Origin of the sequence: Bradyrhizobium sp. 187 (assembly GCF_023101005.1) — a bacterium.
In the GTDB taxonomy this organism is placed as follows: domain Bacteria; phylum Pseudomonadota; class Alphaproteobacteria; order Rhizobiales; family Xanthobacteraceae; genus Bradyrhizobium; species Bradyrhizobium canariense_D.
This window is the reverse complement of the sequence record NZ_CP064693.1, coordinates 3,909,488-3,933,468: the sequence shown is the minus strand read 5'-3', so window position 1 is coordinate 3,933,468 and position 23,981 is coordinate 3,909,488. Positions and strand designations below refer to the sequence as shown.

The window sequence follows — 23,981 nt, the reverse complement described above, 5'->3', positions numbered from 1 at the left end:
GACCAACTTTCTTGATGCGAAGTGGTGGGCACGGCGCTTGCGCGCCTTTGCCCACCTTACGCATCTTCCGTTACGCCATCATCCGCTGCGGCAGGAGCTCCGCGATCTGCACCGCGTTGAGTGCAGCGCCCTTGAGCAGCTGGTCCGCCGCCACGAACATCGAGATCGAAAGTCCGGAGGGGTCGCTGAGGTCCTTGCGGATGCGGCCGACCAAGACGTCGTCCTGGCCCGAGGCATCGATCGGCATCGGGAAGTAGTTCCTGGCACGGTCGTCGACGACCTTGACGCCGGGCGCTCGTGCCATGATGGCGCGGACCTGGTCCTCGCTGATCGGCTTCTCGCATTCGAAGGTGATGGCCTCGCAATGAGCCCGCAGCACCGGCACGCGCACGCAGGTGACGCCGATCGCGATCTTGTCGTCCTCGAAGATCTTGCGGGTTTCGTTGATGACCTTGGTCTCTTCGTCGTTGTAGCCGGTGTCAGGGTCGATCGCGGTGTTGTGGCTGAAGAGGTTGAAAGCGTAGGGATGCGGCATCACCTTCGGCGTATAAACCTGCCCGTTGAGATTGGCGCGGGTGGACTCGACCAGCTCGTCCATGGCGGCAGCGCCGGCGCCGGAGGCCGCCTGGTAGGTCGAGATGATCACGCGCTTGATGCGGTTGCTCTGGTGGATCGGCCACAGCGGCACCAGCGCCGTGATGGCGGCGCAGTTCGGGTTGGCGATGATGCCCTTGTGGTCGCGGATGCGGTTCGCGTTGATCTCGGGGATCACCAGCGGCACGTTCGGGTCCATGCGGAAGGCGGAGGAGTTGTCGACGACGACGGCGCCGGCCTTGACCGCGATCGGCGCGAACTTCTTGGAGATGCTGCCGCCGGCGGAGAACAGGGCGATGTCAACGCCCTCGAAGGCGCGTTCGGTCAGCTCCTCGATGATGACGTCTTGCCCACGGAACGACACCGTCTTGCCGGCCGAGCGGGCGCTCGCCAGCGCCTTGAGCTTGCCGACGCGAAAGCCGCGCTTGTCCATGGTGGCGATGAATTCGGCGCCCACCGCACCGGTGACGCCGACAATCGCGACGACGGGATCGTTACTCACTTTGTCCTCCATTGAATTGCGATCTAAACAACAAAAAAGCCCCGGACCATCATGGGCGGGGCTTCGGTAGAGTGGATTGCGTTCTAGTCGACGACTACACGCGCACGCCTCCCCGGGCCCCGAAGGCCGTGGTGGTTTTAGTCGTGCGTTTGGTGGTCGCGAACATGGCGGGAGCTTATGCGGGAGAGTCCTGCCCCCGTCAATGGCTTTTCGGCGGGATTGGGGCTGCCGCTATTTGGTCCGGGCGCCCGGCGGTTCGAGGATGACCTCCTTGAGGTTGTCGCCACTGATGACGACGATCGCGAAATTCAGCCGGCCGCGTTCGCGCACCAGTCCGCCGCTGATGGCTTTGCCGGAGGCCGCGCGCTCGGCGACGTGGACGGCATCCGCAAGTCGGTGCTTGATGGCACCGAGCGCTGCGAGATTGCTGCGATCGTCGAGGTCGAGCTCGGCGAGAGGGAGGGCGGCTTCCCCGCCGACGAGCTCGCCGGTCGCGGCATTGATGGTGTGGCGCCAGATCCGGTCGTTGTGCAGGGTCTTCACCCGGTAGACCGGCACGCCGGAGGCTCCGTCGAAACTCACATCCGCCGTGGTGGCACCGACGTGGCGGGCTTCCGCGATCGCCATGGCCTGGTTGATCGAGATCGACGAGCTGCGGAAGCGCTCGATCTCGCGGCTGACCGCTTGGCGGTCGGCCTCGGCGTCACCATCTGTGTCGCTGTGAAGGGTGGTCGGCGTGCCCGTGCTCACGATCGCCCGCGCCGGCGCTGCGAGGAGGAGTGCGGACAGGGCGATCGCGAGCAGTCCCGAGATCCGTCGTTTGGCCGTCGTCATGCTCGAACCCTCGGCCAGCGAGTATGCCGGATGATCGTCAAGAATTTGCGGCCGACCTTGGGCATCGGTCGGCCGCTGAGCGTCGCGACGGGCTGTACCGCCGGGACGATCGAAGCGGTGCGGACCTCTTGGGGCTGGTGAAAAAGCGATCCGCATCGCCCTATAATTAAACCATACCGTATCGTTTTGTTTCGGTCAACGGCGCAGCCGCGAGATCTCCCGGAAAGTTCGCAAGCTCACGGAATTGTCAGCGCGATGGGCGCCGCCGCTGGGTGCCCTTGGCGGCACTCTGGCTGCCGTCCGCTGATCCCAGCGCGCCTGCCAGGAACAGCTTGATCGCAGCGCGCATGCGCTTTTCCGCGGCCTTCATTTCCGGCGGCGTTCCAAACGTCGCCAGACGATGGTTATGACCGACGACGACGTCGAGAAACACTTCCGCCGCGATGGTGGTGTCGTCGACGTCGAGCGCGCCTTGCGCCACCAGATGGTCGAAGAAGCGTGCCGTGGTGGCGACGGCCTTGAGCCAGCCTTCCTCCTTGCCGAGCTTGGCGATGTCGGGAAAGTTGATGGCCTGCGACGTCATCATGCGGCTGAAGGCGACGGCATCGGGTCCGCAGGTGAATGTCAGCATCTCGCGCCCGATCTCGACCAGCCGTTGCTCAACCGAGATATCCGAGGCGCTGCCGAGCTGCGTCTCGGCGGCCGCGGACAGCGGTGCCAGCCATCGCGCGATCTCGCGTCTCAGCACGGCTGCAAACAGGCCGCGCTTGTCGCCGTAACGGGCATAGACGGTGGGCTTGCTCACTCGCGCGGCTTCCGCGACCGCATCGAGCGAGGTCGCATCAAAGCCGCGATCCAGGAACAGGCGGGTGGCGACCTCGATCAGCCGCTGATCGCGCTCGATCGCGGCGCTTTTCGTCGGCCGGCCGCCGCGCGATTTCGGCACCTCGCGCCGCGGCGCCGCCGGTCTTGTCCTGGTCGCAGTCAATCCCATGCCCAATGATTCCTGCGCGGTCGTGACATCAGTCATTGCTCTATAACGCGCGGCAACGAGTGCGTCATGGCTAATCTGGCCGAATGACCGCATCGTCAACCGTCTCGGCACGGCCCCGTTCCTCACCGAGCGCTCACGGAAGCGTCGAAGTCCAGGCCTCGCCCGAAGCCGCCTTCTCATATCCGTACTGATACAGCGCCCGCATATAAGCGGTGTCGAACCCTTCCGAGGGGGCGGCCGGATAATCGCGCGCAATATAGGAGAGATGGAAGCCCAGGCGGTTGCGCTTCGCAAAATCATAAGTCGAGAAGATGATCGAGCGGGTCTGCGACTGGGTGATCGACGACAGGCTGCGGGAGGCAACGTCGATGGTGCTGTTGGAGACGAGCTCGAAATTGCGTTCGATCTTCTTGTTGACGAGGATGTAGATGTCCAGCTTCGCAGGGCCGGGAAGGCGACTGCCCTGGAAAAGCAAGGCTTCCGGCAGCGTCAGCACCGGGGCCGTCACGCCGCCGTCGACATGCATCTCCTGAAATCTGCGGCCCTCGCCTTCGGCGTCGATCATGATCGGCGGAAACACCAGCGGGATGCTGGCGGAGGCCGCCATCACGTCGCGAAACAGCTTGAGCGCCTCGGACGTGCCGACCTCGGCGATCTTGCCCATGTCCCAGATCGCGGTGCGCTGGGTGTCGAGATCGGTCGTCACCACCAGCAGCCTTCGGCCCTTGGCGTTTTCACGAGCGACTTGCGCCATGATTTCGGGGCCGACATAGCGGGCGACGAGCTCGCGCAGCCGCGTGTTGCCGAACAGGCCGGACCCGAACAGCACGCGCATGATGCTAGGATCACTCAACAGGCTCTCCGCGACACCGCTGGTGTAGACCTCCTTCAACGTGTCGTCATATCGCGAGCCGAGAAACGCAAAGGGCGCAATCAGGCCGCCGGTGCTCACGCCCGAGACCACCGAGAAGGTGGGACGGGTTTTGGCCGCGGTCCAGCCGTTGAGCACACCGACGCCGTAGGCGCCATCTGCGCCGCCGCCTGACAGCGCCAGGTAGGACTTCGTCGCGGTGCTGGTGTCCTTCTCGAAATTGAATTTCGTGATGGGTTCGTCGGCGTAGCGCCGCAGGCCATCGATATCGAGCACGCGCGATGTGCTGGCTTCGGTGGCCGTATAGGGCGTGCGGGGCAGGGAGGTGCAGGCGCCGAGCGCCAAGCTGCACATCAGGACCAGCAATCCGAACAGGCGGGCGCCGGTCCACCTCGTCCAGCCATGCGAACGGCCGGCTGGGTCAGTCGAACTTGAAGGGAGGGGCATTGCGGTGGCTGGCGATCACGCATCTACCGCCGCCGGCAACATCGCCGCGGCATCTCGTCCCAGCCCAAGGTAAAACTACACTGTATCGTTTTGTTTAACAAGCGTCGCAGGCGCACAATTCCGTGTCCCCCAATATTTGCACCCATTGTCCCAGTCTGATGCATAAGCCGGCCGAGGCATCGCCCGAGCGGGTTGATCGGCCTGCTCCGACACGCAATAAGCACCGTCATGAATCGTCCTGACACCGGTCTGCCCAATCATTTCGAACTGCTCGCCACCGATGGCGCCGCGCGCACCGGGCGCCTGACCACGCCGCACGGCGTGGTGCGCACGCCCGCCTTCATGCCGGTCGGTACCGCCGGCGCGATGAAGGGCATGCACTGGCGCGAGGTGCGTGAGGCCGGTGCCGACATCGTGCTCGGCAACACCTATCATCTGATGCTGCGTCCCGGCGCCCAGCGGATCGCGGCGCTTGGCGGCTTGCAGACATTCACCGGCTGGAACGGGCCGATGCTGACGGATTCCGGCGGCTTCCAGGTGATGTCGCTGGCGGATCTGCGCAAGGTCAGCGAGCAGGCCGTGACCTTCCGTTCGCATATCGACGGCGCCAAGGTCGAGCTGTCGCCGGAGCGCTCGATCGAGGTGCAGCGTTTGCTCGGCTCCGATATCGCTATGCAGATGGACGAATGCGTGCGACTGCCCGCCGAGCGCGCCGACATCGACCGCGCGATGAAATTGTCGCTGCGCTGGGCCGAGCGAAGCAAGCGCGCCTTCGAGAGCGCGCCCGACGGCTACATGCTGTTCGGCATCGTGCAGGGCGGCGACATACCCCAGCTTCGCCATGCCAGCGCGCAAGGCCTCATCGAGATCGGTTTCCATGGTTATGCCATTGGCGGCCTCGCCGTCGGTGAGCCGCAGGCGGTGATGCTGGCGATCATCGACGAGACAGCGCCGCTGCTGCCGAGAGAGCGGCCGCGCTACCTGATGGGCGTCGGCACACCCGACGACATCCTCGAGGCGGTCAAGCGCGGCATCGACATGTTCGACTGCGTGATGCCGACGCGCAATGGCCGGCATGGCGTTGCCTTCACACGCTTCGGCCAGGTGAATTTGCGCAACGCGCGCCACGCCGACGATCCCCGTCCGCTCGACGAAGAGAGCTCCTGGCCGTCGGCGCGCAGCTACGCGCGCGCCTATTTGCACCATCTCGTCAAGGCGGGCGAGACGCTGGGTGCGATGCTGCTGTCCGAGATCAATATCGCTTATTACCAGTTCCTGATGCAGGGCATCAGGGACGCGATCGCACAGGGAACGTTCGAGGAGTTCTATCGGCGTACGCGCGAAGACTGGGGGAGGGGCGACATCGCCCCGCGCTAGGTCAAGTGCAAAACGTCAGTTGCAGACGAGGCGCTGCTTGACGGAGTGCTTGGTCACGAAGCCGTAGCCGCAATTGTCGCAGGTCCAGAGATAGCTGATCACGTGTTCCGACAAATACGCAGAACCTTCGGCGGCGATCATGGAGTCGGCGCAGACGGGACAGGCCGGCAACTCACTGCAACGCGGAGCGCGGTTCGGTGCGACGGTCGACAACACTTCAGCGACTGCTGACATCGTGGTGACCTCCCAGCTTGAGACCTAAGTCTAACATAAGCAGAATCAGTTGACGAGGTCGCAACACAAATGCGTTGGTTTTCTGATAATTATTGCTCACGCGATTTTGCGATGCAGCGTATTTAACATGTAACGCAATCTCGCTTGCGTGTCGCCGCAGGCTGTCTAGAAGCACAATCGTCGCCACAGGGAGTTCATCATGGACGCATCGTCCACCACGGGTGCAGCGCACCAACCCGGCCGCGGCCGGATCTATGACTCGATCGTCGATGCTTTTGGCGACACGCCGATCGTGCGCTTGCGCCGGCTGCCGGGCATGCATGGCGTGAACGCGACCATTTTGGCAAAGCTTGAATATTTCAATCCCGCCGCAAGCGTGAAGGATCGCATCGGCGCGGCCATGATCATCGCCATGGAGAAGGCCGGAATCGTCAAGCCCGACACCGTGCTGATCGAACCGACCTCCGGCAATACCGGCATCGCGCTGGCCTTCGTCGCGGCGTCGCGCGGCTATAGGCTCAAGCTGGTCATGCCGGAGTCGATGTCGATCGAACGCCGCAAGATGCTGGCCTTTCTCGGCGCGGAGCTGGTGCTGACACCGGCCGCGCAAGGCATGAAGGGCGCGATCGCGACGGCCGAAGAGCTGTTGAAGACGACGCCGAATTCGGTGATGCCGCAGCAGTTCAAGAATCTCGCCAATCCCGAGGTGCACCGCCGCACCACCGCGGAGGAGATCTGGAATGACACCGCCGGCAACATCGACTTCTTCGTCGCCGGCGTCGGCACCGGGGGCACCATCACCGGCGTCGGCCAGGTGCTGAAGCCGCGCAAGCCCTCGCTGCGCGTGGTTGCGGTCGAGCCGGAGGAGAGCCCGGTGCTGTCGGGTGGCCAGCACACGCCGCACAAGATCCAGGGCATCGGTGCGGGCTTCGTCCCTGACATTCTCGATCGCTCGGTGATCGACGAGATCGTCAAGGTCAACTCGACGACGGCGATCGAGACCTCGCGGGCACTGGCGCGGCATGAGGGCATTCCGGGCGGCATCTCCTCGGGCGCCGCGATTGCCGCGGCCGTCGAGATCGGCAAGCGACCCGAAGCTGCGGGAAAGACCATCCTGGCTATAGTGCCGTCCTTCTCCGAGCGGTATCTTTCGACGGCTCTGTTTGAGGGAATCTAGGACATGGCGGATCAACCACCGAGGCGGCCGCGGACGTTGGGCGACGCCAGGACGGAGGCCGAGGCGGCGTTCAAGAAGGTGACGGCGAAGGTCGCTGCGGCGCCGCCAAAGCAGAACGTGGCGCCGGGGGTCAAGGAGCAGGTCACGCTGCGGATCGACCAGGACGTGCTGGAGCATTTCCAGTCCGGCGGGCCCGGCTGGCAGGACCGCATCAACGAGGCGCTGCGAAAGGCCGCCGGGAAGTAGACGCCAAAGCTTTGGTTATTCGTAACGAAAAAGCCCGGCGCGAGCCGGGCTTTTGTATCTGCGATTGGCCTCGCCTCAGCGGCGGAACATGCCGCCCATCATGCCGCCGACGACACCGCCGACGAAGGCTGCGCCGGCAGGATCGCCGCCGCTGCTGCGATGGGGAGCAGGTGCGGGCGCGCTGCTGGCCGCGGGGGCGGCGGCCCGGCGGGCTGCCTTCTGGCTGTTGTCGCTCGCGGTCGGCGGGCCGGCCACGACTTCCGAAAGCAGAGCCTTGTGCTGGAGCTTGTTCAGGTAGCCAGACGCGGGATAGCCGCGCGCCGCCTGCCAGCGCTTGAGCACCGACCGGGTCTCGTCGCCGAAGACGCCTGTCTGTTTGTTGTCGAAGCCGAGCCCGCCCAGGCGACGCTGAACGTCGCGGCGCTGGTTCTTGTCGAGGCCGATTTGGTCCTCGGTAAGCTGGGTGGCCTCTTCGGTGAAGGTCGCGGGATCGACGCCAGCGGTGAGGGTGCGCGTCGCGGTCGAGGGGCCGCTCTTGATGGCCGCGAGGCGTGCCAGCGCAAGCGCCTTGAACTGACCGTTCGGGTAGGCGGAGAGGTAAGCGTTGAGCTCTTCCGACTTATTGCTCTCCTTGACCGAACGCCAGTATTCGAGCTCGACACCGTCCGAGCTGCCGCCCGTCGCCATTGGCACGCTGCCAGCAGCCGTCGGTGCCGCATTGGCGACCTGCGTCGTCGGAGCCTGGTTGAGATAGACCGCGCCGGTCAAATTGGTGTGGCCCCAGGGCAGCTGCCCCTTGTGGGTCTCCTCGTTGACCTGGGCGCGGACCGACGTCATCGCCTGCTGGATCTCGACACCAGGCTTGGTGATGTTGTCGATGAGCGCACGGGTGAACGGGCTGTTGTTGCCCTCTTGGCCGTCGAGCGCGGTCTGGCCCGGGCCGGTGGCGAACGCGATCAGCGTGCCTTCGCCGGATTTCATCTCGGCAAGACCGCTCTGCACGTTGACGCTGCGGGTCGCGGAGTTCGATTTGATCTTGGCGGCGAACGGATTGTCGCGGCAGGCGTCAAGGAACACCAGCTTGACCTTGGCGTCGCCCATGGTCTGCTCGAGCGTCAGATCGATGTTGATGGCGGCACCGAGCTTGACGTCCATCTCCGACTTGATGTCGGCGTCGACAGGCAGAAGATAATTGGAGCCGCCGACCGCGATGCCGTGACCGGCATAATAGAACACTGCGACGTCGGAGCCCTGCGCCTTGCGGCCGAAGTCCAGCAGCTTCTCCGTCATCTGGTCGCGCGAGAGGTTCGAACCTTCGATCACCTCGAAGCCGACATTGCGCAGCGTTGCCGCCATCGCCTTGGCGTCGATCGGCGGGTTCGGCAATTGTGCGACGTTCTTGTAGGTGCCGTTGCCGACGACGAAAGCAACGCGGCGGTCGGCCTTCGCGGCACTGACCGACAGTGCCATGCACATCAGCGACGCGAGGAGGGTGAGAGTGCGCATCTGGAATCCCCAACAGAATCGAAATTGCAGGCAGCAACGAATTGGCACGAACTTACATGAAGTGCCCGCCTCGGCGCCACCAAAACGGCAGTTCGTCGCGTTCAACCCGCTGCTGTGTGGCAGAATGTGCACGATGGAATACCCTTCCAACGTGATCCAAATCACACGGCCACTTGGTTTTGTCGCGCGAGGCGGCGCGAGGTTCAGCGCGCGGGAGCAGGATCTGCCGGAGCTGGCTTTAGATTCAGGAGATTGCCGAACAGGATCAGCGCGGCGCCGACCACCGTCCAGGTGTCAAGCCGCTCCGAATACAGCAGCCAGCCAGCGGTCGCGGTCAATGGAACTCGCAGGAAGTCCATGGGAACAACGATGGTCGCATCCGCATAGCGCATCGCGCTGGCGAGGCAGTAGTGCGAAAACGTGCCGCAGACGCCGATCACGCCGACCCACGCCCAGACGTAGGCGGAGGGCCACGTCCAGACGAACAGCGTCGGAATGAAGCCTGCGACCGATTGCACCACCAGCATCCAGAACAGGATCGACAGCGCGCTTTCGGTGCGGGTCAGCGATTTGACGAGCACCATGGACACGCCAAAGCCCATGGCGGCGCCGAGTGCGATGAGTTGACCGGGATTGATCTCGCCGGTGGCGGGTCGGACGATGACGATCACACCGAAAAGGCCAAGCGCGATGGCGGCGATCTTCCACGGCGTCATGCGCTCGGAGAGAAGGCTCGCTGCGAGCAGCGCCGTCCAGATTGGCATGGTGAACTCGATTGCCACCACCTGGCCGATCGGGATCAGCGTCAGCGCGAAGAACCAGCCGAGCTGCGCAACATAGTGCACCAAATTGCGCCCGATGTGCTGCGGCAGGCGCGACGTCCTGAGCACTTTGAAGCCGCCGGCCCGATAGATGAACGGCGAAAGCAACAGGAATCCTAGCAGAGAACGCACTTCCATGATCTGAAATACATTCAGCTCGCGCGTGGTCTCGCGTCCGGCGACCGCCATGACCAGCATCAGCGACAGCCAGCCGGCCATCCACAGGGCAGCCATCGTTTTGGACGGTGTCGTGTTCATCGGCGCGGGTGTGAGAGGCGAGGTCTTGAGGGAAGGCCGGTATCGGCGACATCCTCGCCGTTTGCAACGGTCAAATCTGCCGGTGCAGCGATGCAGGGCGCCGTGCTAAGGCATCAGTGAACAACGAGAACAATCGGGAGATCTTCGCTCATGCACATCTTGCAGCCGGCCGAGTGGAAAAAACCGCGCGGCTTTTCCCATGGTGTCGTGGTCGAGGGGCCGGGCCGCTGGGTGGTGCTGGCCGGGCAGACGGGCGGCGACGAGACCGGCAATTACGCGCCTGACATGGCAGCGCAGGTCGGGACCGCGCTGAAGCGGATCATCAAGCTCCTGGGCGAGGCCGGCGCCAGCCCCGAGCATATCGTCCGCCTGACCTGGTACCTGACCAGCCGCAGCGAATATGAGGCAGCCGGGGCCGGCATCGGCGCGGCCTGGAAGGAAACGCTGGGGCGCAATTTCCCGCCCTCGACCTTGCTCTACATCGGCGGCCTCGTGGATGACCGGGCCAAGGTCGAGATCGAGGTCACGGCGTTCGTGCCGGGCACATAAAAATCGACCCGGCGAGATCGCCGGGTCGATTGTCAATCTACTCGTATCGGCTTAGCGCGACAGCGAGATGTTGGCGCCGCGGAACTGGCTGTCGGCGCGCATCGTGACGTTCTGCTTGTTGCCGGACGTCTTCAGCGAAATGTTGGCGTTGAAGCCGGCAGTGGAGGCGAGCAGCTCATAGTTTCCGCCGGCCCCGCGACCCGAAAGGGAGCCGCTGATATTACGGCTGGCCTCGGACCAGCTGCCCGCGATGGCGCTGCCTTCAGCCTTGACGTTGGCGCCGAGGTTGAACTTGTAGGCGTCGCTGGCGCAGGTCAGAGACAACTCCATGGTCGGTCCGATCGGAGCGTATTTCGCCCGGCAGCGGATCCGTTCGGTCGAGCCGTCATCCAGGGTGACCGTGCCTGAGCCGCTCCAGCTGCCGGCCAGCGGGGCGAACGGGCCGGACTGGGCCTTGCTCTCGGAGTTTGCAATTCCGGCGGCAAACATAACGGCGGCCGCGATCAGCAGCCGCCGGCCCACACCGCTCGTCACGATTTTTCTATTGGCGCGATGCTTCCCACCGCCCGCTGCACGGTATGCCTGCAGATGCTCCATTCCACTTCCCCGATCCGGCGTTGCCGCTGAGTTGACCGTTGGCATATGCACCATTGATCGAAACTTTCACAAGTCCCCCGCTGCCGATGGTGCCGGAAACGTTAGCGCCGGGCGCGGTGATCTTGCCGTCGGCAACCGTCAGCAAGGAGCTCGCGGTCGGCTCGCAGGTGCCGCTCTTGGTGACGATGGTGACGTGCCAGTTGCCGTCATAGGGGGTTTGGGCAAAGGCGGGCGCGGCGAGGGTGGTAACTGAGGCGGCACAGAACGCCGCAATGCGAGCAAAACGCATAAAATCCGTCCTTGAATTTGTCTGATATGCTGACCCTTATTCGGGCCAAATGTGACGGAAATTTGGTGCAGTGCCAAATCGAAAATTGTTCCTGTGGGAACAATGGTTTATTTGGGTTTCAAGCTGGGATTCTTGAAGCAAAATCAATGCCCCGTTACGTTAAGAGTAAACGTCAGGAGATCGACTCAGGATAAAGGGCCTCAGGAAAGACTTGGCGCTGAAGTCGCGAACTGCTCGTCTTGAGTCTTGGACGGCAGCGCCTTGTGGACCTTGGCATAGTCGATCACGTCGGCCAGCAATTTGAGCCCGAGCGGGGCGAGCGCGCGCTCCCACAGTTCCCGCGCCGTCTCGCCCTTCTTGACGAAGCACCACTCCTGGGCCGCAATGGCGCCAGCGTCCATGCGGTCGGCGAGGTGATAGATCGTGCCGCCGGCGATCGGATCGCCTTCCTTGATGGTCCATTCCACGGCCGCCTTGCCGCGGTGACGCGGCAGCAGCGAGGGATGATAGCCGATACCGCCCAGCTTCGCTGCCTCAAGCGCGTCCTTGCCGATCCGGGCGTGGCTGTGCGCGGTGACGATCAGATCGGTGTCGGGGGCGATCTCGGAGGCCACCACCAGTTTGGGATTGGCCTGGACCACGACGTCGATGCCCGCCGCCTTGGCTGTTGCGGCGAGACGATCCTCGGCGTCGGCCACCACGACGCGCACGATCGAGACACCATGCTCCCGGAGCATGTTCAGGGTGGTCACGCCGAAATGGCGGGAGCCGACAAGAGTAATGCGCATGGGTGTCCGATCCGTCTCGCAACTGCGTCATCTCCCGATAACACGTCCGGACGTCCTGTCACCACCCGCGCTGGGTTTGCGCCGGTTATCAACAACGCGCCGGGCGAGGCTGCGCGATGAATTCCGCGATTGCGGTGTCGGCCGGTCCGGTGCTTCCATGCGCATGGCATCGGCTCGGAGTGAACGCATGCGGAGCGCGTGGTTTGTCCTTCTCGCGGCCTTGGTTGCAACCACTTCGGCGCGCGCTGGCGGACCGCCCTATCCCGTGGTTCCGCCCGAGGTCGGGGTGGCGCCCTTCATCGGCCCGACCTGGGACACCTATCGCTGCGCGGAAGGGCCGGTCACCAATTTTTATCACGGCGCCTATTACGGCCAGGAGCCGCCGGCGCTCTATCGCGGCTACGCGTACCGGCCGCATTACCGCTACAGCGCCTACCGCAGGCTGCCGCGCAAATATTTCTGCGGCACAGACTAGCGTTGCCGCGCCGCCACGGTGGTGCGGCGAGTGCCGACGGCCGGTTCCTGTGTTTCGTTTTTAACAGAGAGACCCAGGATTTGCCGTTAGAACGTGGACCGACCGGGGCTGGCGACATTTCAACCCGCATCCGTTTTCGAACCCGGATTTGGCCGCTGGCGTGATCGCCAGCGGCTTTTTCATGCTCGGCCATCACGAAATCATCTGACGGTAACGTGATCTCAACCAGCTTGGCGTATCGACGAATCCGTCGCGGATTTGTATTGCGTACCGCGACACCGAGATTGTCGCGCCGGCGCGGGTGCGCCGTGCGGGCTTTTTCGCCGGGACCTATTTCATGCCGAGCGCGATTGAGCAGATCGTCGACGTCTATGTCCGGCTGAAGAACCGGCGCGGCCTCGACGAGCTGATGATGCACAGGCAACGGCTTGCAGTCGATCTGAAGAGCAGGTCCGGCTACGACTTCAGCCTGCCGATCGGCCAGATCGACGAGGAGATCGCGATCATCGAAGCCGGCCTCAGCCGGCTCAAGTCGGGCGATATCGCCGCGACGGACGACGGACGGCCAGTTTGACGTTCAGTCGCGCCGGCCACCGTCGATGACGGTGAACAACGGTCGCGCCTGGGTCGGCTCGACCAGCAATTCCTCCACCAGCGCGGCCGCCGCATCGACATATTTGCGCGTCGGCTTGTCGAGGGGACGCGTGGCCTCGTCGTCGAGCGCGACCTTGGCGGCCTCGACCAGCTTGCGCATTCGCGCCGCGTGGTCATCGCCCGCCGTCAGCGTCGCGCGGGCCAGCGAGCGCAGCACGAACAGCTCGCCCTCGAGGCGGAGCAGACGGTCGTTCAGCCTGGAGAGGACGGCGTTGAGGTCGGCCATGGCGCGCGTTCGCTGCGGAAGATGCATCCTGCTCTAGCGGCGATCGGTGAACGGAGTCCAAACGGCATCGGCGCAATTGCGGCGATCTCCCTCAAGTCTCGCTCCGCGCCAGATAGTCGCGTGCGAAGGCGAGATACCAGTCGAGACAGGCGGGATTGGCCATCGCCTCGCGGTTGATGACCTTCTCGACGGGCTGGCCGAGCAGCAGCTTCTTGATCGGCAGCTCCTGCTTCTTGCCCGAGAGCGTGCGGGGAATTTCGGCGACCGCAAAAATCTCGTTGGGCAGGAATCGGCGCGAGAGGCCGGCCTCGATCGCCTTGTTGATCTTCGCCTGCATCGCGCCGTCGAAGGCGACGCCTTCGCGCAGCACCACGAACAGGGGCATGTAGCTGTCACGGCCGAGATATTCGAGATCGACGACGAGGGAATCCAGCACCTCCGGCAAGGCCTCGATCGCGGAATAGAGTTCGCTCGTGCCCATGCGCAGGCCATGCCGGTTGATGGTGGCATCGCTGCGGCCATAGATGATGCAGGAGCCGTCCGGGTCGACCTTGAGCCAGTCGCCATGCCGCCACACCGGCCCACGGCCGGTGCCGTCGAAATTGTCCGGATAGGTCTCGAAATAGCTCGCGCGATAGCGCGCACCGCCCTTGTCGTTCCAGAAATAGAGCGGCATCGACGGCATCGGCTCGGTGCAGACGAGCTCGCCGACCTCGCCGATGACGGCGCGGCCCTGTTCGTCAAAGGCTTCCACGGCAGCACCCAGCAGACGGCACTGCATCGCGCCCGGCGTCTGCGGCAGTTCGCGATTGCCGCCAATGAACGCGCCGGCGAAATCGGTGCCGCCGGAGATGTTGGCCCACCAGATATCGGCCTGCGCCTTGCTGCCGTTGGTCTTCGACAGGCCAGCGAAGCGGTTGTTGAACCAGGCTTGGGTGTCGGCGCTCAGCGGAGAGCCGGTCGAGCCGAGACATCGAAGCTGTGAGAGATCACCGGCGGCGACGAGGTCGACCTCGGCCTTGGCGCAGTTGGCGAAGAACGCGGCGCCCGCGCCGAAGAAGGTCGCTTTCGACTGCGCGACGAAGCGCCACAGCGTGGTCCAGTCTGGTTTGTCCTTGGCGCCGCCGGGGCTGCCGTCGAAGATGCAGCAGGTGGTGCCGCTGAGCAGGCCGCCGACCTGGCTGTTCCACATGATCCAGCCCGTCGAAGAGTACCAGTGATAGCGCTCGCCGAACGAGTTCTCGTGGTAGGAGCAGCCAAGATCGTTGTGCAGGCCGAGCAGCGCCAGCACCACGATGATGATACCGCCATGGCCGTGCACGATTGGCTTCGGCAGGCCGGTGGTACCGCTGGAATAGACGATCCAGAGCGGATGATCGAACGGCAGCCAGGCCGGCTCGAACGCGTCGATCTCCGCGCCGGTTGTTGCGCTAATTTCGGAGAGCAGGGCGTCGGCCGCTGCGGGCGCGGCGGCCTCGCTGTGCAGGATGACGTGCTCGACCGTCGGCAGCGACCGCCGCAGCTCGGCGAGGACGTCTTTGCGATCGTGCCGGCGGCCGGCATAGGTGACGGCGTCGCAGGCAATCAGTACTTTCGGTTCGATCTGCTTGAAGCGGTCGATCACGGCGGGCGCGGCCATGTCGGGCGCGCACAGGCTCCAGATCGCGCCGATGCTGGCGCTCGCCAGGAATGCGATGATGGTCTCGGGGATGTTGGGCAGATAGGCGGCGACGCGGTCGCCGGGCTTGATGCCTTTTTCTTTCAGATGCAGCGCGAGCGCAGCCGCCTTGCGCCGCAGCTCCGGCCAGCTCGTCTCGCAAAGCCTGCCGTCCTCGCCACAGCTGACGATTGCGGGCAGGCCGGCGGCGTCAGCCGCGTCCACGTGGCGGAACACCTGCCGGGCATAGTTGACCTGCGCGCCGGGAAACCAGAGCGCGCCGGGCATCTTGCGCTCGGTGATCACGGCGGCAAACGGCGTCGGCGATTGCAGATCGTAATAGTCCCAGATGGCGTGCCAGAACCCGTCGAGATCGCGCACCGACCATTGCCGCATCTCCTCGTAGCTGTCGAAGTTGAGGCCGCGCTTCTCGGCGAGCCAGGTGCGGTAAAGGGCGATCTGGGGAACGAAGGGTGAGGTCATTGCGTGTCGGCTTCAGTTGCGGGGCGGAGAGTTTAACCGTTGCCGCAGAGTAGCAGAAGCCGCAGTTCGGGCAGGGGGCGTTGACGGGAGTAGCTGGTCTGGGTCCGGTGGAAGCAGTCTACCCGCCGGCTCCGGCCCAACGCCTTCCGAACACGGGTGGCTTGGTTTTCACCGCTTCCCAGCCGAAGAAATGATGTTTGCCGGACCATGTGTGCACCACGCCGCTGCAGATGCTGCACTTGAAGGTGCCGGAATGCGCTTCGGCGTGCTCCTCCCTTGTCGCCGTGTAGTTCATGCTGCAACCCGCGCAGGTGAATTCTTCGATCGTCCAGATGGTATTGGCCATTGCACCGAAGTGGTTTGAGGGACCTCGATGGAAGCGTAGGTGCACGCCTTTGCATCGACGTAAACCGGTCGGCCGAAATCCGGTTAATCACCGTTAGCCAAGCCGGCATCACGTCGCGCACCTTGCCGGCGCTCGCCCACGGCGCCGCCGCAAGATCAATCGCCGGTCCGGATGCTTCGCATGTCCCGGTCGATGCACATCTGAACGCGCCTGATGGCGAGCAACGGCAGCCTGCCTTGCACGCGCCCGGTGCGGGCCCTGTCGCCGACGGCATAGGCGTAGCGCCAATAGCCCGGTGCGCCGTTTGGCTTCAGCGAAAAGCGGATGCCGCGGTGAATTCCCGCGTGTGCGACGGGCTCTCTGGGGCGGCGTGCCATCGTCTCGGAATGCAGAATGGCCCGATGCGTTCCTAATCGCCGGCTCGTGCCGGCCCGGTCGTCTTGACGCCGGGTGCGCGGCTGGCAATAACGCGGGGCCGCGCAAGTGCCGGAACCCGCGTCAATGCCGCAAGGAAAGCCGTGCCCGTGAAAAGTCTGCGTCAGCTCCTGACGGGCGAGGACATCATCCAGCTCGTGATCCGCGTCGGCCTGCTCGGCCTGCTGATCATCTGGACCTTGCTGATCATCCGCCCCTTCGTGCCGATCCTTGCCTGGAGCGGCGTGCTCGCGGTCGCGTTCTACCCGGCCTTCAGCTGGGTCGCCAAGATCCTCGGCGGCCGGCCCAAGACCGCAGCGGCGATCCTGACCCTGATCACGCTCGGCATCGTCATCGGTCCTGCGACCTGGCTCGGTATCAGCGCAGTGGACGGAGTGCGCGAGCTGGCGCACCAGCTCGGCACCGGCGACCTCGCGCTTCAATCGGCGCCGGAGCAGCTCAAGTCGTGGCCGGTCGTTGGCCCCTGGTTATTCGACCTCTGGGAGCAGGCCTACAACAACATCCGCGCAGTGCTCCGCGAGGTGGCGCCGTATCTCCAGCCGCTGGCGGGACCGCTCTTGTCGCTCGCGGGCGATGCCGGCGTCGGCACGCTCCAGTTCCTGGTCTCGGTGTTCGTGGCCGGCTTCCTGTTTCCGCACGGGCCGCGGCTGGTTGCGGCCGGCCGCGGTTTCCTGTTTCGCATCGTGCCCGAACAGAGCGAGCATTTCCTGGGGCTCGCGGGCGCGACCATCCGCGCCGTGGCGCAAGGCGTGATCGGCGTCGCGATCGTGCAGGCATTGCTCGCCGGCATCGGCTTCAAGCTTGCCGCGGTGCCGAGCGCCGGCCTGCTCGCCTTCATTGTGCTGCTGCTCTCGATCGTGCAGATCGGCGCCTTCCTGGTGCTGCTGCCGGTGATCATCTGGATCTGGACCGCCAAGGACGTCACCACCGCGCTGCTGCTCACCGTGTTTCTCGTCCTCGTCGGTTTCCTCGACACCATGTTGAAGCCGCTGGTGATGGGGCGCGGCCTGACCACGCCGACCATCGTCATCTTCGTCGGCGTGATCGGTGGCACGCTCGCCCACGGCATCGTCGGCCTGTTCATCGGCCCGATCATCCTGTCGGTGGCCTGGGAGATGATGATGGCCTGGATCAGGACGGAGGACCGGGCAGAGGCGGGGGCAAGGGCGGGCACAGCGGCGGGCGAGGGCTGATCTGGCGCCTCGAACGGCGGGATCGGCCTGCCGGGTTTAATCAGATCTGACGGCCTTGGCCCGGGTGATCAAGATCCATCCGGAACTTGTCTATCCGACTAGACAAGTTACCATGGGCTCGATTCTATTTTCGATTACGGCGGACATGGCGAAGTCTTCCAAACTGGTTGCCGCCAAGCGCGGCAAGGTATTGTTGGTCAGACGCCGGTCGGACGGCCTGTGGATGTTTCCGGGCGGCCGCAAGCGCGCGCGCGAGTCCGACAAGGACTGCCTGCGGCGGGAGATCAAGGAAGAGCTGCCCAAGCTGAAGCTCGGCCGGATCAGCCTCTGGAAGGAAGTGACGGCCAGGAACAAGCGTTCCGGCCGCAAGATGAGCGACGCGATCTTCATCGCCAAGGGCGCCAAGGGCAGGCTCGCGATCGGCGACAAGCACGAGATCGACCGCGCCGTCTGGCAGAAGCCGCGCGGCATCCGCCTAACGCCGACCTCGCGCTATATCCGCGACCGCCTGTTTCCGCGGAAGCGCGGGTGAGCTAGGCCTCCTCGTCGTCCTCCGACGAGAGCTGTATCCGTCCGGTGTGGGCCCGCGAAAAATTGGCGCGCGGTTGCGGCGCGGACATTCTGGCCATTTCGGCTTCGCGCTGCTCCTTGCGAGCCTTGCGCGCGCGCTTCATGGCCTGCTTGACCTGAGGGTTCGGTGAATCCTCCGCGAAGAACAGCACCACCTCGCAGCTCGGACATTGCCTGGAATAGCCGTCCTGCAACCGTCCCGCGCGGTCGCGGAATACGGTCTTGCAGCGCGTGCACTGAATCTGGACGAAACTCATGCGCGGTCGATCGACAATGACTGATGAAAATGGATCGTCAGGTGATCCCAAATGTCTGAAGAAAGCTTGAACGCGTCGGCGACTTCAAGCCGCTCGATCAGGCGCTATTGCTTGGCCGCCATCGTGTCCAGGCAATGGTTGAGATAGACGGTGCGATCCCTGGGCAGCACCTTCTCGAGATCCGCCTTCAGCGCGCATTCGCGCTGCCGCATCTGCTCGGCCCGCCGCTTCTCGGCCGCCTCGCGATATTCGGGAGCAACCTTGTTGGGATCGACGAGAGCCTGCGAGCGGGCGGGAGCCGTCACGGCGAGTGCAATGGCGGTGATGATCATGAACTGTTTCAAATGAGCCTCCGTAAAAGGCTCATCCTAGCGCTCGGGCGGCGAGGGCTCAAACGGCAAGTTCGCCGAGACGCCCGGCAGCCCAGTTGATTCAACTACCTGAAGTTGGGACTCGTGACGTCCATCACTTCGGGACGTGGTCGATCTTGTGGCTGAGATGCCCGGTGTCGTGATCGCGCCGCAACTGGCTGAGCGATGTCTCGTTCAGCTGATGCAAGACCTCGCTGAGTTCAGTCGTATCCGGATAACCGGCAGCAAAACCCTTGCCGTAGATCTTGCGCAACGTACCGACCAGCGTGTTGCCGTGCTTCTTGCTGATCGCGCCATCCTTGTCGCGGTGGCGATGATCCAGGCCCGTGTCCTTCATGGCTTTCTCCCTGAGCGGCGTCTGCGCGCCTGGAGAGAGCGTGCTCCCAAACGAGTTGATTGGCAACGGCACGGCGCGCGGCAGTTGAGCCTCGTCAAGATGTGGAAAGATCGAAGGCCGTGTGAAGCAGTTCACAAGCGATGGTCGAGATCGCTGCTACGAAGGCCTCATTGCTTGACCAAATGATATTTTGAAAACGCCCCAGCGCTCCACCAGGCGCTGGGGTTTTCACGTCTATCACCGCAACGGCCAGACCGCGCGGCGCGCGATCGGTCGGGTGCTTTTCGAATGATGCCGAAGGCGGGCGACTACGCGGCTTGCTCCTCGAACGAGGTGTAGACCTGGCCACCCGGACCAATCACCTGAACGCCCCAGCATCCGTCGGCGATGAGCTCCTTGGCCTTCTTGAGGGCGGCGGCGAGTGACAGCCGCTTGAGGCTGACGATTCCTGCCGTGTCGAAACCGCTGATTTCAAACATGCCGCTCCTCCCTGTTTTGTCGAATCCTACACTTTTTGAGCGGGTTGTCTCGCGGCTTTTGGGACAGGGGCCCGGCGCACGAGCAGGCGATGGCCAAAATCGCCAAAACAACCCCATGCACAGTAGCTAAGTCCCGCTGGCGCAACGCTTTCTTTTTGGCACATGGCGGTCCTGCATCCGGCGGAGACGCCGGTTGACGCGTCGGGCAAAACAGGGGTAGTCTGCCAACTTCGGAAAATCCGCTTCGGACCAGGGCGGCTTCCCGGGATCGGGAGGAGCTCGCGCACCGGCCTGCCTGTCATGACCCTCGCACGACCCCGTAGTCGGCCGGGATGGCCGGGGTCTGCAGCAGGCCGCGGCCGCTAACGTGGAATTAAGCTGAAAAGCCCACAATTTTAGACAGTTGTAGATGGGTGCTGCGTAAGGGAGCTGTCGCGAGGACGTTCCGGCGACGGCTTCCTGTTGCTCGCTCATTTGGGGTCAATGCCATGACCGCGACTTTCGAAACGCAAGGCCTTGTCGAACAGCTCGACCCTGCAGCACTGGCTGCGGCCATCGCCGCCGGCGAACCCGCAAGCTTGGACGCGCCAGAACCGATCAAGCGGTCCGGCCGGACGTCGGTCATGGCGCTGTCGGTGTGTGCCCTGGCCATCAACGGCGCGGCGGCGATCTACACATGGCCGTCCGGCCTGCCATCGCTGAATCTGAGCAGCCTGGCTGATCTGCTCCCGCGCCAAGAGGCTTCAGCGCCAAAGCCGGATCCGGTTGTCGCGGCCTTGAAGGATATTCAGTCGACCCAGCAGCAACACACGGCTTCGCTGCAGGAGAGCAATCAGGCCTTGCAACAAAACGCGGCTGTGCTGCAGGCGGATTCGATGGTGCTGCTTTCGCTCCGGCAGAGCATCACGGATGAACGGGTCGATGTGAGGAAGGTATCTTCGCAGCTGTCCACGCTGATTGCGAAGATCGACTCGCTGCAAAATGCCATGATGTCGGACGTCACGTCCTCCGTTCGAAGAGCGCATGCGCGCTATGGACTGTCCGCAGCGATGCGCAAGCGGATCGTTCGGCAGTCGAAATCTGCAGGTCCCGTTTCAGTTGGAGGAGCGCCGTTGAGCGTGCCTGCCACAGTTTCGGGCCCGGAGAGCTGAAGATAGGGTCAGGCAGGTGATCTGAGACTTTGTCCGCGCTCACTTGGCGGGCTAACGTGAGCGCGGCTTTTTACCCGACTTGGAACTACGGAATGCTGGTGACAGTGCGCTCCGGCACTGTCACCGGATCCTAAGAAGCGACCAGGGGCCCGCCGGTTTGCCCTGAGGGGCCGTTCAATAGTAACGACGCCGCGGACGGCGCTCGTAATAGTCATCGCCGTAATAGCCTTGCCGGCCCTGTTGAAACTGCGGCGGAACCGTTCCGGTCGGGTAACACTGGCCGTCGCGGGTATCGATATCGGCACCGTTTCCGCAAGGAACGGGATAGTGGCCATAGCTTCTACCGCCTCCATAGTACTGCCGTGCGGCCTGTTCTTGCGGCGGCAAGTAGCCGTTGGGGTAGCACATGCCGTCGCGGGCGCTGACGTCCCAGCCGTGGCCGCACGGCGGTGGGTGCACAGGGACACGGTATTGAACCTGATGAACCTCACCGAGCTGTAGAGCCAGCAAGGTTGCCACAACTGCACCGATCATCGGACTTCTCCCAATCGCACTATGCCTACGCCTGAGCGGCTGAATGATCGCTGAACGGGTTCACGCCGGCGATCTTAACCTCACTTTAGGAAATCGTTGTTCGGCGGCGTGCCGTTGGATATAAAGGGAGCCGCCGTTAGCGTCAGTTGCGTCCGTGAGTCATGATTACCTATAAGCAGTACCACATCCAGCAAGTCGAGCACGGGCCCAAGCGCTGGGTTGCTCGCATCACGCGGACAGACGGCCAAAACATCCGCACGATAATGCCGGCGACTGAGCGTCCCTATCTCGACACGAAGCCGACAGCGTCCGCCGAGGAAGCCGAGGCGCTCGCCAAGGAAGGCATCGACTTCGGCGGCGTGGTGTAGGCGGTCATCGCGGTCGACTGCCATTCGTTCGCGAACTCGCCGGTGGCTTCATCCGCCTCCGCAGCCGGCTTTTCACCCGAAAACTATTGTGGCTCGGTTGGCTTGTCTCGCTCATGGCTCTCGGCTTCGGCGGCCGCGCACGCATCCATGCCATGGCATTTGCTCAGATAGTACCGAGCGCCTGCGAAGATCGAGCAAACAATCACCACGGAAACCAGCAGGAAGATCATCCACCGTCGGTTCAACATTCCCATGACCTTCTGCACCCGCCATCCGACGCGGCCCGTTCGCCTGACCGGCCCAGCCAGGCGAGGCGAAGGGTCGATAAGCTCAAATCAGACCTTGCGCTTCGGATTCAGTCTAGCCTCACGCTCCAGCCGCTCGGACTTCAGGCGTTTGAGGTTTTCCTGAAACTCCGGAGTGGCTTGGCTGTCCGCTATTGTCTGTCTCGATCCTATCGGATTGAGGGTCCTTCGATCGGCTTCGTCCGCGACTTGTTGCGCGGCCGACCGTTTGGGTTTGATCATTTGCTTTTTGCCTTCAGGCGAGATTGACCAGGCGGGCGCCGGTCAATTCATTTTCGATTTGGCCGGTCGCGTCGAACATTCTGGAATTCCTCGGGTCCCTTGACGAGCCGCCGCTTGCGGCTGGCCTGGTCATCCGGGCTCGCTTTGTTGTCTTTGAGCTTGTCGATCGCATTACCCGCCATTTCCCGAGCCCGCTCGGACGAGGCCTTGGCGGTAGACGTAACCGCGAGGGCGGAGGCGGGTTTGCCCAAGCCAATATCAACCAGCCGACGGATGGATTCAGAGCGAGCCGGAGTGTCTTCCTGCCCCGACGCCCATGCGTCGATCTGAGCGACAGTCGCCTCCGGCCAGCGCGTGCCGATCTGGACGCCTTGACCAGTAGCGGGGCGGCCGCGATGCTTTTTGGCACGAATCTTTTTTGCTGGTTTCATTTTATTTGGTACCAAAAAATCATGCCGAAGGGAAGCGCGAACCTCCGATGGCTGTGCCTGTTTAGTGCACTGGCACCGCAATCCCCACGCAACATCACGATCACAGATTGAACTCAGGCGGCCCCCCGTAGAGGAAGCGCCAGTTGTACAGCAAAAGGTCGGGAAGCATTTGCTTGGACGAAGGCCTGCAAGGCCGGCGTGATCTCGCTACTCGTGACACGCTCGGCAAGCTCATCTGCGATCTCGCTGGTGGCATCGCGAGACCAGCCCTCGATGGCGTTGAAGGCGCGTTACGGACGGGATACGCGTACTGCCCGGAGAGTAGGTCGCGGATGATGGTCTCGACGTCGGTATCCTGCTCGTCGGCCTCGCGCCAGGAGCAGCCGGCGCGCGCGCCGAAGTCTTCCAGTACCAGGTAAATCTCCCGGTCGAGCCGATCCAGCGGCACAATCGACGGCGCATGACGCATGACGCAACTCCTACTCAAGAGGAGCAATCGTTCGACTGTCCGTTCGTTCCGCCCGGAACTCAGGCCGATAGGCAAATGAAAGAGGCGGACGTTTGAGAAGCGGCCTTACTTCTTTGGCAGAAGTCCCAAGACGAACCATTGAGCCGGAAACAGTGGAAACAGCAGCGCTCCCCAGATGAACCAAATGCGCCTAGACCGGCCTCTCTGTGCCGCGAAATTGGCGGTCACGCGCCCACACCACATCATCAGGGTGACAATGACCAAGCCAAACATGATTGAGGCAAGCATGGAGTGGCTCCTGCCGATGGTCCGTTGGCTATCATATAGGATTGGCCTGTCGCCAGGGAGAGAGCCCAAATCAAGATTGCGCGCTTAAGGCGGGGACGACCGGCGCCGCCTTACTTTACTTGTTCTCTGGCTCCGGTGACGAGGCGGAGCCCGGCGTGCGGGACGTCGGCACCGTCTGAGAGAGCGGCAACTGAGGCGGCCTATTTGGGGCGGAATGGCTTTGGGCACACCAGCTTTCCGGAAGAGTCTCGTCGGCAAGCGCCGACATCAAAGCGCCGCTCGTTTGCGGCGGCAGGACGCGTCGGCAGCGGCAATTCAGCTGCCGACACAGTGCCGACATGGAGCTTTCTGTCGAAGTTGCGTTTGGGATTACTGCTTCATTGTGTTGGTGAGCGCGCTGGGGCTCGAACCCAGGACCCCGTGATTAAAAGTCACGTGCTCTACCGGCTGAGCTACGCGCTCCCATGGCCGCTGATGGCTTCACAGAAATAGCCATCGTCTTCGGTCATTTGGAAAAGCATGTCTTGCCGCCACATCGACGCAAGCGTTGCGGAAAAACCGGCTGTTTCCGGATCATGCTTTCGGCCCGCGCTGTGTAGGGGGATGGGGCGCGGAGGTCAATAGCTCGGGTGGTTGCCGAACTTGA

31 protein-coding genes, 1 tRNA gene and 1 pseudogene are annotated in these 23,981 nt (G+C 63.5%); 10 read left to right on the top strand and 23 right to left on the bottom strand.

The window, feature by feature from the left end; translation table 11 throughout:
* Positions 1-70 precede the first annotated feature (70 nt).
* The 4 genes from IVB19_RS18785 to IVB19_RS18770 form a co-directional block, all read right to left on the bottom strand.
* Complete coding sequence (locus IVB19_RS18785) at positions 71-1,108, bottom strand: aspartate-semialdehyde dehydrogenase (protein ID WP_247370346.1); 1,038 nt, start codon at positions 1,106-1,108, stop codon at positions 71-73.
* 219 nt (positions 1,109-1,327) lie between these two features.
* Entirely contained in the window at positions 1,328-1,930 is a 603-nt protein-coding gene (locus IVB19_RS18780) for a PepSY domain-containing protein (RefSeq protein ID WP_247370350.1), read from the bottom strand.
* 247 nt (positions 1,931-2,177) lie between these two features.
* The gene (locus tag IVB19_RS18775; RefSeq protein WP_018457980.1) at positions 2,178-2,924 is read right to left on the bottom strand and encodes a TetR/AcrR family transcriptional regulator; all 747 of its coding nucleotides are present in this window, start codon (positions 2,922-2,924) and stop codon (positions 2,178-2,180) included.
* 133 nt (positions 2,925-3,057) lie between these two features.
* Positions 3,058-4,149: a patatin-like phospholipase family protein gene (locus IVB19_RS18770; protein ID WP_247370419.1), complete on the bottom strand. Its 1,092-nt coding sequence runs from the start codon at positions 4,147-4,149 to the stop codon at positions 3,058-3,060.
* Between the two features lie 321 nt (positions 4,150-4,470).
* Here IVB19_RS18770 and tgt point away from each other — a divergent pair, with 321 nt between their 5' ends.
* Positions 4,471-5,619: a tRNA guanosine(34) transglycosylase Tgt gene (gene tgt, locus IVB19_RS18765; RefSeq protein ID WP_247370353.1), complete on the top strand. Its 1,149-nt coding sequence runs from the start codon at positions 4,471-4,473 to the stop codon at positions 5,617-5,619.
* Positions 5,620-5,634: 15 nt separating this feature from the next.
* On the opposite strand, the gene IVB19_RS18760 is transcribed toward tgt, so the two are convergent.
* On the bottom strand, positions 5,635-5,853 hold the full coding sequence (locus IVB19_RS18760; RefSeq protein WP_026233474.1) for a hypothetical protein: 219 nt from the start codon (positions 5,851-5,853) through the stop codon (positions 5,635-5,637).
* Positions 5,854-6,052: 199 nt separating this feature from the next.
* Here IVB19_RS18760 and cysK point away from each other — a divergent pair, with 199 nt between their 5' ends.
* Complete coding sequence (gene cysK / locus IVB19_RS18755) at positions 6,053-7,030, top strand: cysteine synthase A (RefSeq protein WP_018457976.1); 978 nt, start codon at positions 6,053-6,055, stop codon at positions 7,028-7,030.
* A 3-nt stretch (positions 7,031-7,033) separates the two neighbouring features.
* On the top strand, positions 7,034-7,276 hold the full coding sequence (locus IVB19_RS18750; protein ID WP_007610629.1) for a BrnA antitoxin family protein: 243 nt from the start codon (positions 7,034-7,036) through the stop codon (positions 7,274-7,276).
* Positions 7,277-7,351: 75 nt separating this feature from the next.
* On the opposite strand, the gene IVB19_RS18745 is transcribed toward IVB19_RS18750, so the two are convergent.
* Together IVB19_RS18745 and IVB19_RS18740 are read right to left on the bottom strand one after the other, a co-directional pair.
* Positions 7,352-8,782 (bottom strand): caspase family protein, encoded by a 1,431-nt coding sequence (locus IVB19_RS18745; protein ID WP_018457974.1) that lies wholly within the window; start codon positions 8,780-8,782, stop codon positions 7,352-7,354.
* A 203-nt stretch (positions 8,783-8,985) separates the two neighbouring features.
* A complete protein-coding gene (locus tag IVB19_RS18740; RefSeq protein ID WP_085353150.1) occupies positions 8,986-9,861 on the bottom strand; it encodes a DMT family transporter in 876 nt (291 codons plus the stop codon).
* Positions 9,862-10,011: 150 nt separating this feature from the next.
* Between IVB19_RS18740 and IVB19_RS18735 the strand changes: the two genes are divergently transcribed.
* Positions 10,012-10,410 (top strand): RidA family protein, encoded by a 399-nt coding sequence (locus IVB19_RS18735; protein WP_018457972.1) that lies wholly within the window; start codon positions 10,012-10,014, stop codon positions 10,408-10,410.
* A 51-nt stretch (positions 10,411-10,461) separates the two neighbouring features.
* Here IVB19_RS18735 and IVB19_RS18730 read toward each other — a convergent pair whose 3' ends face one another.
* The 3 genes from IVB19_RS18730 to IVB19_RS18720 form a co-directional block, all read right to left on the bottom strand.
* Complete coding sequence (locus tag IVB19_RS18730; RefSeq protein ID WP_026233473.1) at positions 10,462-11,007, bottom strand: hypothetical protein; 546 nt, start codon at positions 11,005-11,007, stop codon at positions 10,462-10,464.
* Positions 10,952-11,296 carry a hypothetical protein gene (locus IVB19_RS18725; RefSeq protein WP_018457970.1) on the bottom strand — a complete coding sequence of 115 codons (345 nt, stop codon included), beginning with the start codon at positions 11,294-11,296 and terminating at the stop codon, positions 10,952-10,954. The genes IVB19_RS18730 and IVB19_RS18725 overlap by 56 nt, the downstream gene beginning before the upstream one ends.
* A gap of 200 nt (positions 11,297-11,496) precedes the next feature.
* Positions 11,497-12,084: a formyltransferase family protein gene (locus IVB19_RS18720; protein ID WP_018457969.1), complete on the bottom strand. Its 588-nt coding sequence runs from the start codon at positions 12,082-12,084 to the stop codon at positions 11,497-11,499.
* A gap of 187 nt (positions 12,085-12,271) precedes the next feature.
* Here IVB19_RS18720 and IVB19_RS18715 point away from each other — a divergent pair, with 187 nt between their 5' ends.
* Complete coding sequence (locus IVB19_RS18715; protein ID WP_018457968.1) at positions 12,272-12,559, top strand: hypothetical protein; 288 nt, start codon at positions 12,272-12,274, stop codon at positions 12,557-12,559.
* A gap of 337 nt (positions 12,560-12,896) precedes the next feature.
* Complete coding sequence (locus tag IVB19_RS18710; RefSeq protein ID WP_026233472.1) at positions 12,897-13,133, top strand: hypothetical protein; 237 nt, start codon at positions 12,897-12,899, stop codon at positions 13,131-13,133.
* Positions 13,134-13,136: 3 nt separating this feature from the next.
* Here the strand turns inward: IVB19_RS18710 and IVB19_RS18705 are convergent, their stop codons facing one another.
* The 4 genes from IVB19_RS18705 to IVB19_RS18690 all read right to left on the bottom strand — a co-directional run bounded on the left by IVB19_RS18705 (position 13,137) and on the right by IVB19_RS18690 (position 16,302).
* On the bottom strand, positions 13,137-13,439 hold the full coding sequence (locus IVB19_RS18705; protein WP_026233471.1) for a hypothetical protein: 303 nt from the start codon (positions 13,437-13,439) through the stop codon (positions 13,137-13,139).
* Between the two features lie 91 nt (positions 13,440-13,530).
* Positions 13,531-15,579, bottom strand: a complete 2,049-nt coding sequence (locus IVB19_RS18700; RefSeq protein ID WP_018457965.1) for an acetoacetate--CoA ligase — start codon at positions 15,577-15,579, stop codon at positions 13,531-13,533.
* Between the two features lie 118 nt (positions 15,580-15,697).
* Positions 15,698-15,925 carry a hypothetical protein gene (locus tag IVB19_RS18695; RefSeq protein ID WP_018457964.1) on the bottom strand — a complete coding sequence of 76 codons (228 nt, stop codon included), beginning with the start codon at positions 15,923-15,925 and terminating at the stop codon, positions 15,698-15,700.
* Between the two features lie 155 nt (positions 15,926-16,080).
* Positions 16,081-16,302, bottom strand: a complete 222-nt coding sequence (locus IVB19_RS18690; protein WP_018457963.1) for a hypothetical protein — start codon at positions 16,300-16,302, stop codon at positions 16,081-16,083.
* Positions 16,303-16,443: 141 nt separating this feature from the next.
* Between IVB19_RS18690 and IVB19_RS18685 the strand changes: the two genes are divergently transcribed.
* Together IVB19_RS18685 and IVB19_RS18680 are read left to right on the top strand one after the other, a co-directional pair.
* Entirely contained in the window at positions 16,444-17,553 is a 1,110-nt protein-coding gene (locus tag IVB19_RS18685) for an AI-2E family transporter (protein ID WP_026233470.1), read from the top strand.
* Between the two features lie 145 nt (positions 17,554-17,698).
* Entirely contained in the window at positions 17,699-18,085 is a 387-nt protein-coding gene (locus IVB19_RS18680; protein WP_026233469.1) for an NUDIX hydrolase, read from the top strand.
* Between the two features lies 1 nt (position 18,086).
* Here IVB19_RS18680 and IVB19_RS18675 read toward each other — a convergent pair whose 3' ends face one another.
* From IVB19_RS18675 to IVB19_RS18660, 4 genes are all read right to left on the bottom strand, one after another.
* Positions 18,087-18,380 carry a hypothetical protein gene (locus IVB19_RS18675; protein ID WP_018457960.1) on the bottom strand — a complete coding sequence of 98 codons (294 nt, stop codon included), beginning with the start codon at positions 18,378-18,380 and terminating at the stop codon, positions 18,087-18,089.
* A 104-nt stretch (positions 18,381-18,484) separates the two neighbouring features.
* The gene (locus IVB19_RS18670; RefSeq protein ID WP_018457959.1) at positions 18,485-18,712 is read right to left on the bottom strand and encodes a hypothetical protein; all 228 of its coding nucleotides are present in this window, start codon (positions 18,710-18,712) and stop codon (positions 18,485-18,487) included.
* Between the two features lie 133 nt (positions 18,713-18,845).
* On the bottom strand, positions 18,846-19,088 hold the full coding sequence (locus IVB19_RS18665) for a hypothetical protein (protein WP_026233467.1): 243 nt from the start codon (positions 19,086-19,088) through the stop codon (positions 18,846-18,848).
* Positions 19,089-19,396: 308 nt separating this feature from the next.
* The gene (locus tag IVB19_RS18660) at positions 19,397-19,567 is read right to left on the bottom strand and encodes a hypothetical protein (protein WP_018457957.1); all 171 of its coding nucleotides are present in this window, start codon (positions 19,565-19,567) and stop codon (positions 19,397-19,399) included.
* Positions 19,568-20,055: 488 nt separating this feature from the next.
* On the opposite strand from IVB19_RS18660, the gene IVB19_RS18655 reads away from it, so the two are divergent.
* Positions 20,056-20,718: a hypothetical protein gene (locus tag IVB19_RS18655; RefSeq protein ID WP_018457956.1), complete on the top strand. Its 663-nt coding sequence runs from the start codon at positions 20,056-20,058 to the stop codon at positions 20,716-20,718.
* 174 nt (positions 20,719-20,892) lie between these two features.
* Here the strand turns inward: IVB19_RS18655 and IVB19_RS18650 are convergent, their stop codons facing one another.
* A complete protein-coding gene (locus IVB19_RS18650) occupies positions 20,893-21,252 on the bottom strand; it encodes a hypothetical protein (RefSeq protein WP_247397170.1) in 360 nt (119 codons plus the stop codon).
* Between the two features lie 161 nt (positions 21,253-21,413).
* Here IVB19_RS18650 and IVB19_RS18645 point away from each other — a divergent pair, with 161 nt between their 5' ends.
* Complete coding sequence (locus tag IVB19_RS18645) at positions 21,414-21,620, top strand: hypothetical protein (RefSeq protein ID WP_026233466.1); 207 nt, start codon at positions 21,414-21,416, stop codon at positions 21,618-21,620.
* 335 nt (positions 21,621-21,955) lie between these two features.
* Here the strand turns inward: IVB19_RS18645 and IVB19_RS18640 are convergent, their stop codons facing one another.
* The 4 genes and pseudogenes from IVB19_RS18640 to IVB19_RS18625 form a co-directional block, all read right to left on the bottom strand.
* On the bottom strand, positions 21,956-22,147 hold the full coding sequence (locus IVB19_RS18640) for a hypothetical protein (RefSeq protein ID WP_018457953.1): 192 nt from the start codon (positions 22,145-22,147) through the stop codon (positions 21,956-21,958).
* Between the two features lie 47 nt (positions 22,148-22,194).
* A complete protein-coding gene (locus IVB19_RS18635; RefSeq protein ID WP_018457952.1) occupies positions 22,195-22,578 on the bottom strand; it encodes a hypothetical protein in 384 nt (127 codons plus the stop codon).
* A 113-nt stretch (positions 22,579-22,691) separates the two neighbouring features.
* Positions 22,692-23,047, bottom strand: a pseudogene (locus IVB19_RS18630) (hypothetical protein).
* Positions 23,048-23,721: 674 nt separating this feature from the next.
* Positions 23,722-23,797 (bottom strand) — tRNA-Lys (locus IVB19_RS18625).
* Positions 23,798-23,981 lie beyond the last annotated feature (184 nt).

Bases quoted from the DNA above. Each gene is read 5' to 3' on its own strand.
- IVB19_RS18785 (WP_247370346.1), bottom strand. From the start codon at position 1,108: ATGGAGGACAAAGTGAGTAACGATCCCGTCGTCGCGATTGTCGGCGTC.
- IVB19_RS18780 (WP_247370350.1), bottom strand. From the start codon at position 1,930: ATGACGACGGCCAAACGACGGATCTCGGGACTGCTCGCGATCGCCCTG.
- IVB19_RS18775 (WP_018457980.1), bottom strand. From the start codon at position 2,924: ATGGGATTGACTGCGACCAGGACAAGACCGGCGGCGCCGCGGCGCGAG.
- IVB19_RS18770 (WP_247370419.1), bottom strand. From the start codon at position 4,149: ATGTGCAGCTTGGCGCTCGGCGCCTGCACCTCCCTGCCCCGCACGCCC.
- tgt (WP_247370353.1), top strand. From the start codon at position 4,471: ATGAATCGTCCTGACACCGGTCTGCCCAATCATTTCGAACTGCTCGCC.
- IVB19_RS18760 (WP_026233474.1), bottom strand. From the start codon at position 5,853: ATGTCAGCAGTCGCTGAAGTGTTGTCGACCGTCGCACCGAACCGCGCT.
- cysK (WP_018457976.1), top strand. From the start codon at position 6,053: ATGGACGCATCGTCCACCACGGGTGCAGCGCACCAACCCGGCCGCGGC.
- IVB19_RS18750 (WP_007610629.1), top strand. From the start codon at position 7,034: ATGGCGGATCAACCACCGAGGCGGCCGCGGACGTTGGGCGACGCCAGG.
- IVB19_RS18745 (WP_018457974.1), bottom strand. From the start codon at position 8,782: ATGCGCACTCTCACCCTCCTCGCGTCGCTGATGTGCATGGCACTGTCG.
- IVB19_RS18740 (WP_085353150.1), bottom strand. From the start codon at position 9,861: ATGAACACGACACCGTCCAAAACGATGGCTGCCCTGTGGATGGCCGGC.
- IVB19_RS18735 (WP_018457972.1), top strand. From the start codon at position 10,012: ATGCACATCTTGCAGCCGGCCGAGTGGAAAAAACCGCGCGGCTTTTCC.
- IVB19_RS18730 (WP_026233473.1), bottom strand. From the start codon at position 11,007: ATGGAGCATCTGCAGGCATACCGTGCAGCGGGCGGTGGGAAGCATCGC.
- IVB19_RS18725 (WP_018457970.1), bottom strand. From the start codon at position 11,296: ATGCGTTTTGCTCGCATTGCGGCGTTCTGTGCCGCCTCAGTTACCACC.
- IVB19_RS18720 (WP_018457969.1), bottom strand. From the start codon at position 12,084: ATGCGCATTACTCTTGTCGGCTCCCGCCATTTCGGCGTGACCACCCTG.
- IVB19_RS18715 (WP_018457968.1), top strand. From the start codon at position 12,272: ATGCGGAGCGCGTGGTTTGTCCTTCTCGCGGCCTTGGTTGCAACCACT.
- IVB19_RS18710 (WP_026233472.1), top strand. From the start codon at position 12,897: ATGCCGAGCGCGATTGAGCAGATCGTCGACGTCTATGTCCGGCTGAAG.
- IVB19_RS18705 (WP_026233471.1), bottom strand. From the start codon at position 13,439: ATGGCCGACCTCAACGCCGTCCTCTCCAGGCTGAACGACCGTCTGCTC.
- IVB19_RS18700 (WP_018457965.1), bottom strand. From the start codon at position 15,579: ATGACCTCACCCTTCGTTCCCCAGATCGCCCTTTACCGCACCTGGCTC.
- IVB19_RS18695 (WP_018457964.1), bottom strand. From the start codon at position 15,925: ATGGCCAATACCATCTGGACGATCGAAGAATTCACCTGCGCGGGTTGC.
- IVB19_RS18690 (WP_018457963.1), bottom strand. From the start codon at position 16,302: ATGGCACGCCGCCCCAGAGAGCCCGTCGCACACGCGGGAATTCACCGC.
- IVB19_RS18680 (WP_026233469.1), top strand. From the start codon at position 17,699: ATGGCGAAGTCTTCCAAACTGGTTGCCGCCAAGCGCGGCAAGGTATTG.
- IVB19_RS18675 (WP_018457960.1), bottom strand. From the start codon at position 18,380: ATGAGTTTCGTCCAGATTCAGTGCACGCGCTGCAAGACCGTATTCCGC.
- IVB19_RS18670 (WP_018457959.1), bottom strand. From the start codon at position 18,712: ATGATCATCACCGCCATTGCACTCGCCGTGACGGCTCCCGCCCGCTCG.
- IVB19_RS18665 (WP_026233467.1), bottom strand. From the start codon at position 19,088: ATGAAGGACACGGGCCTGGATCATCGCCACCGCGACAAGGATGGCGCG.
- IVB19_RS18660 (WP_018457957.1), bottom strand. From the start codon at position 19,567: ATGTTTGAAATCAGCGGTTTCGACACGGCAGGAATCGTCAGCCTCAAG.
- IVB19_RS18655 (WP_018457956.1), top strand. From the start codon at position 20,056: ATGACCGCGACTTTCGAAACGCAAGGCCTTGTCGAACAGCTCGACCCT.
- IVB19_RS18650 (WP_247397170.1), bottom strand. From the start codon at position 21,252: ATGATCGGTGCAGTTGTGGCAACCTTGCTGGCTCTACAGCTCGGTGAG.
- IVB19_RS18645 (WP_026233466.1), top strand. From the start codon at position 21,414: ATGATTACCTATAAGCAGTACCACATCCAGCAAGTCGAGCACGGGCCC.
- IVB19_RS18640 (WP_018457953.1), bottom strand. From the start codon at position 22,147: ATGATCAAACCCAAACGGTCGGCCGCGCAACAAGTCGCGGACGAAGCC.
- IVB19_RS18635 (WP_018457952.1), bottom strand. From the start codon at position 22,578: ATGAAACCAGCAAAAAAGATTCGTGCCAAAAAGCATCGCGGCCGCCCC.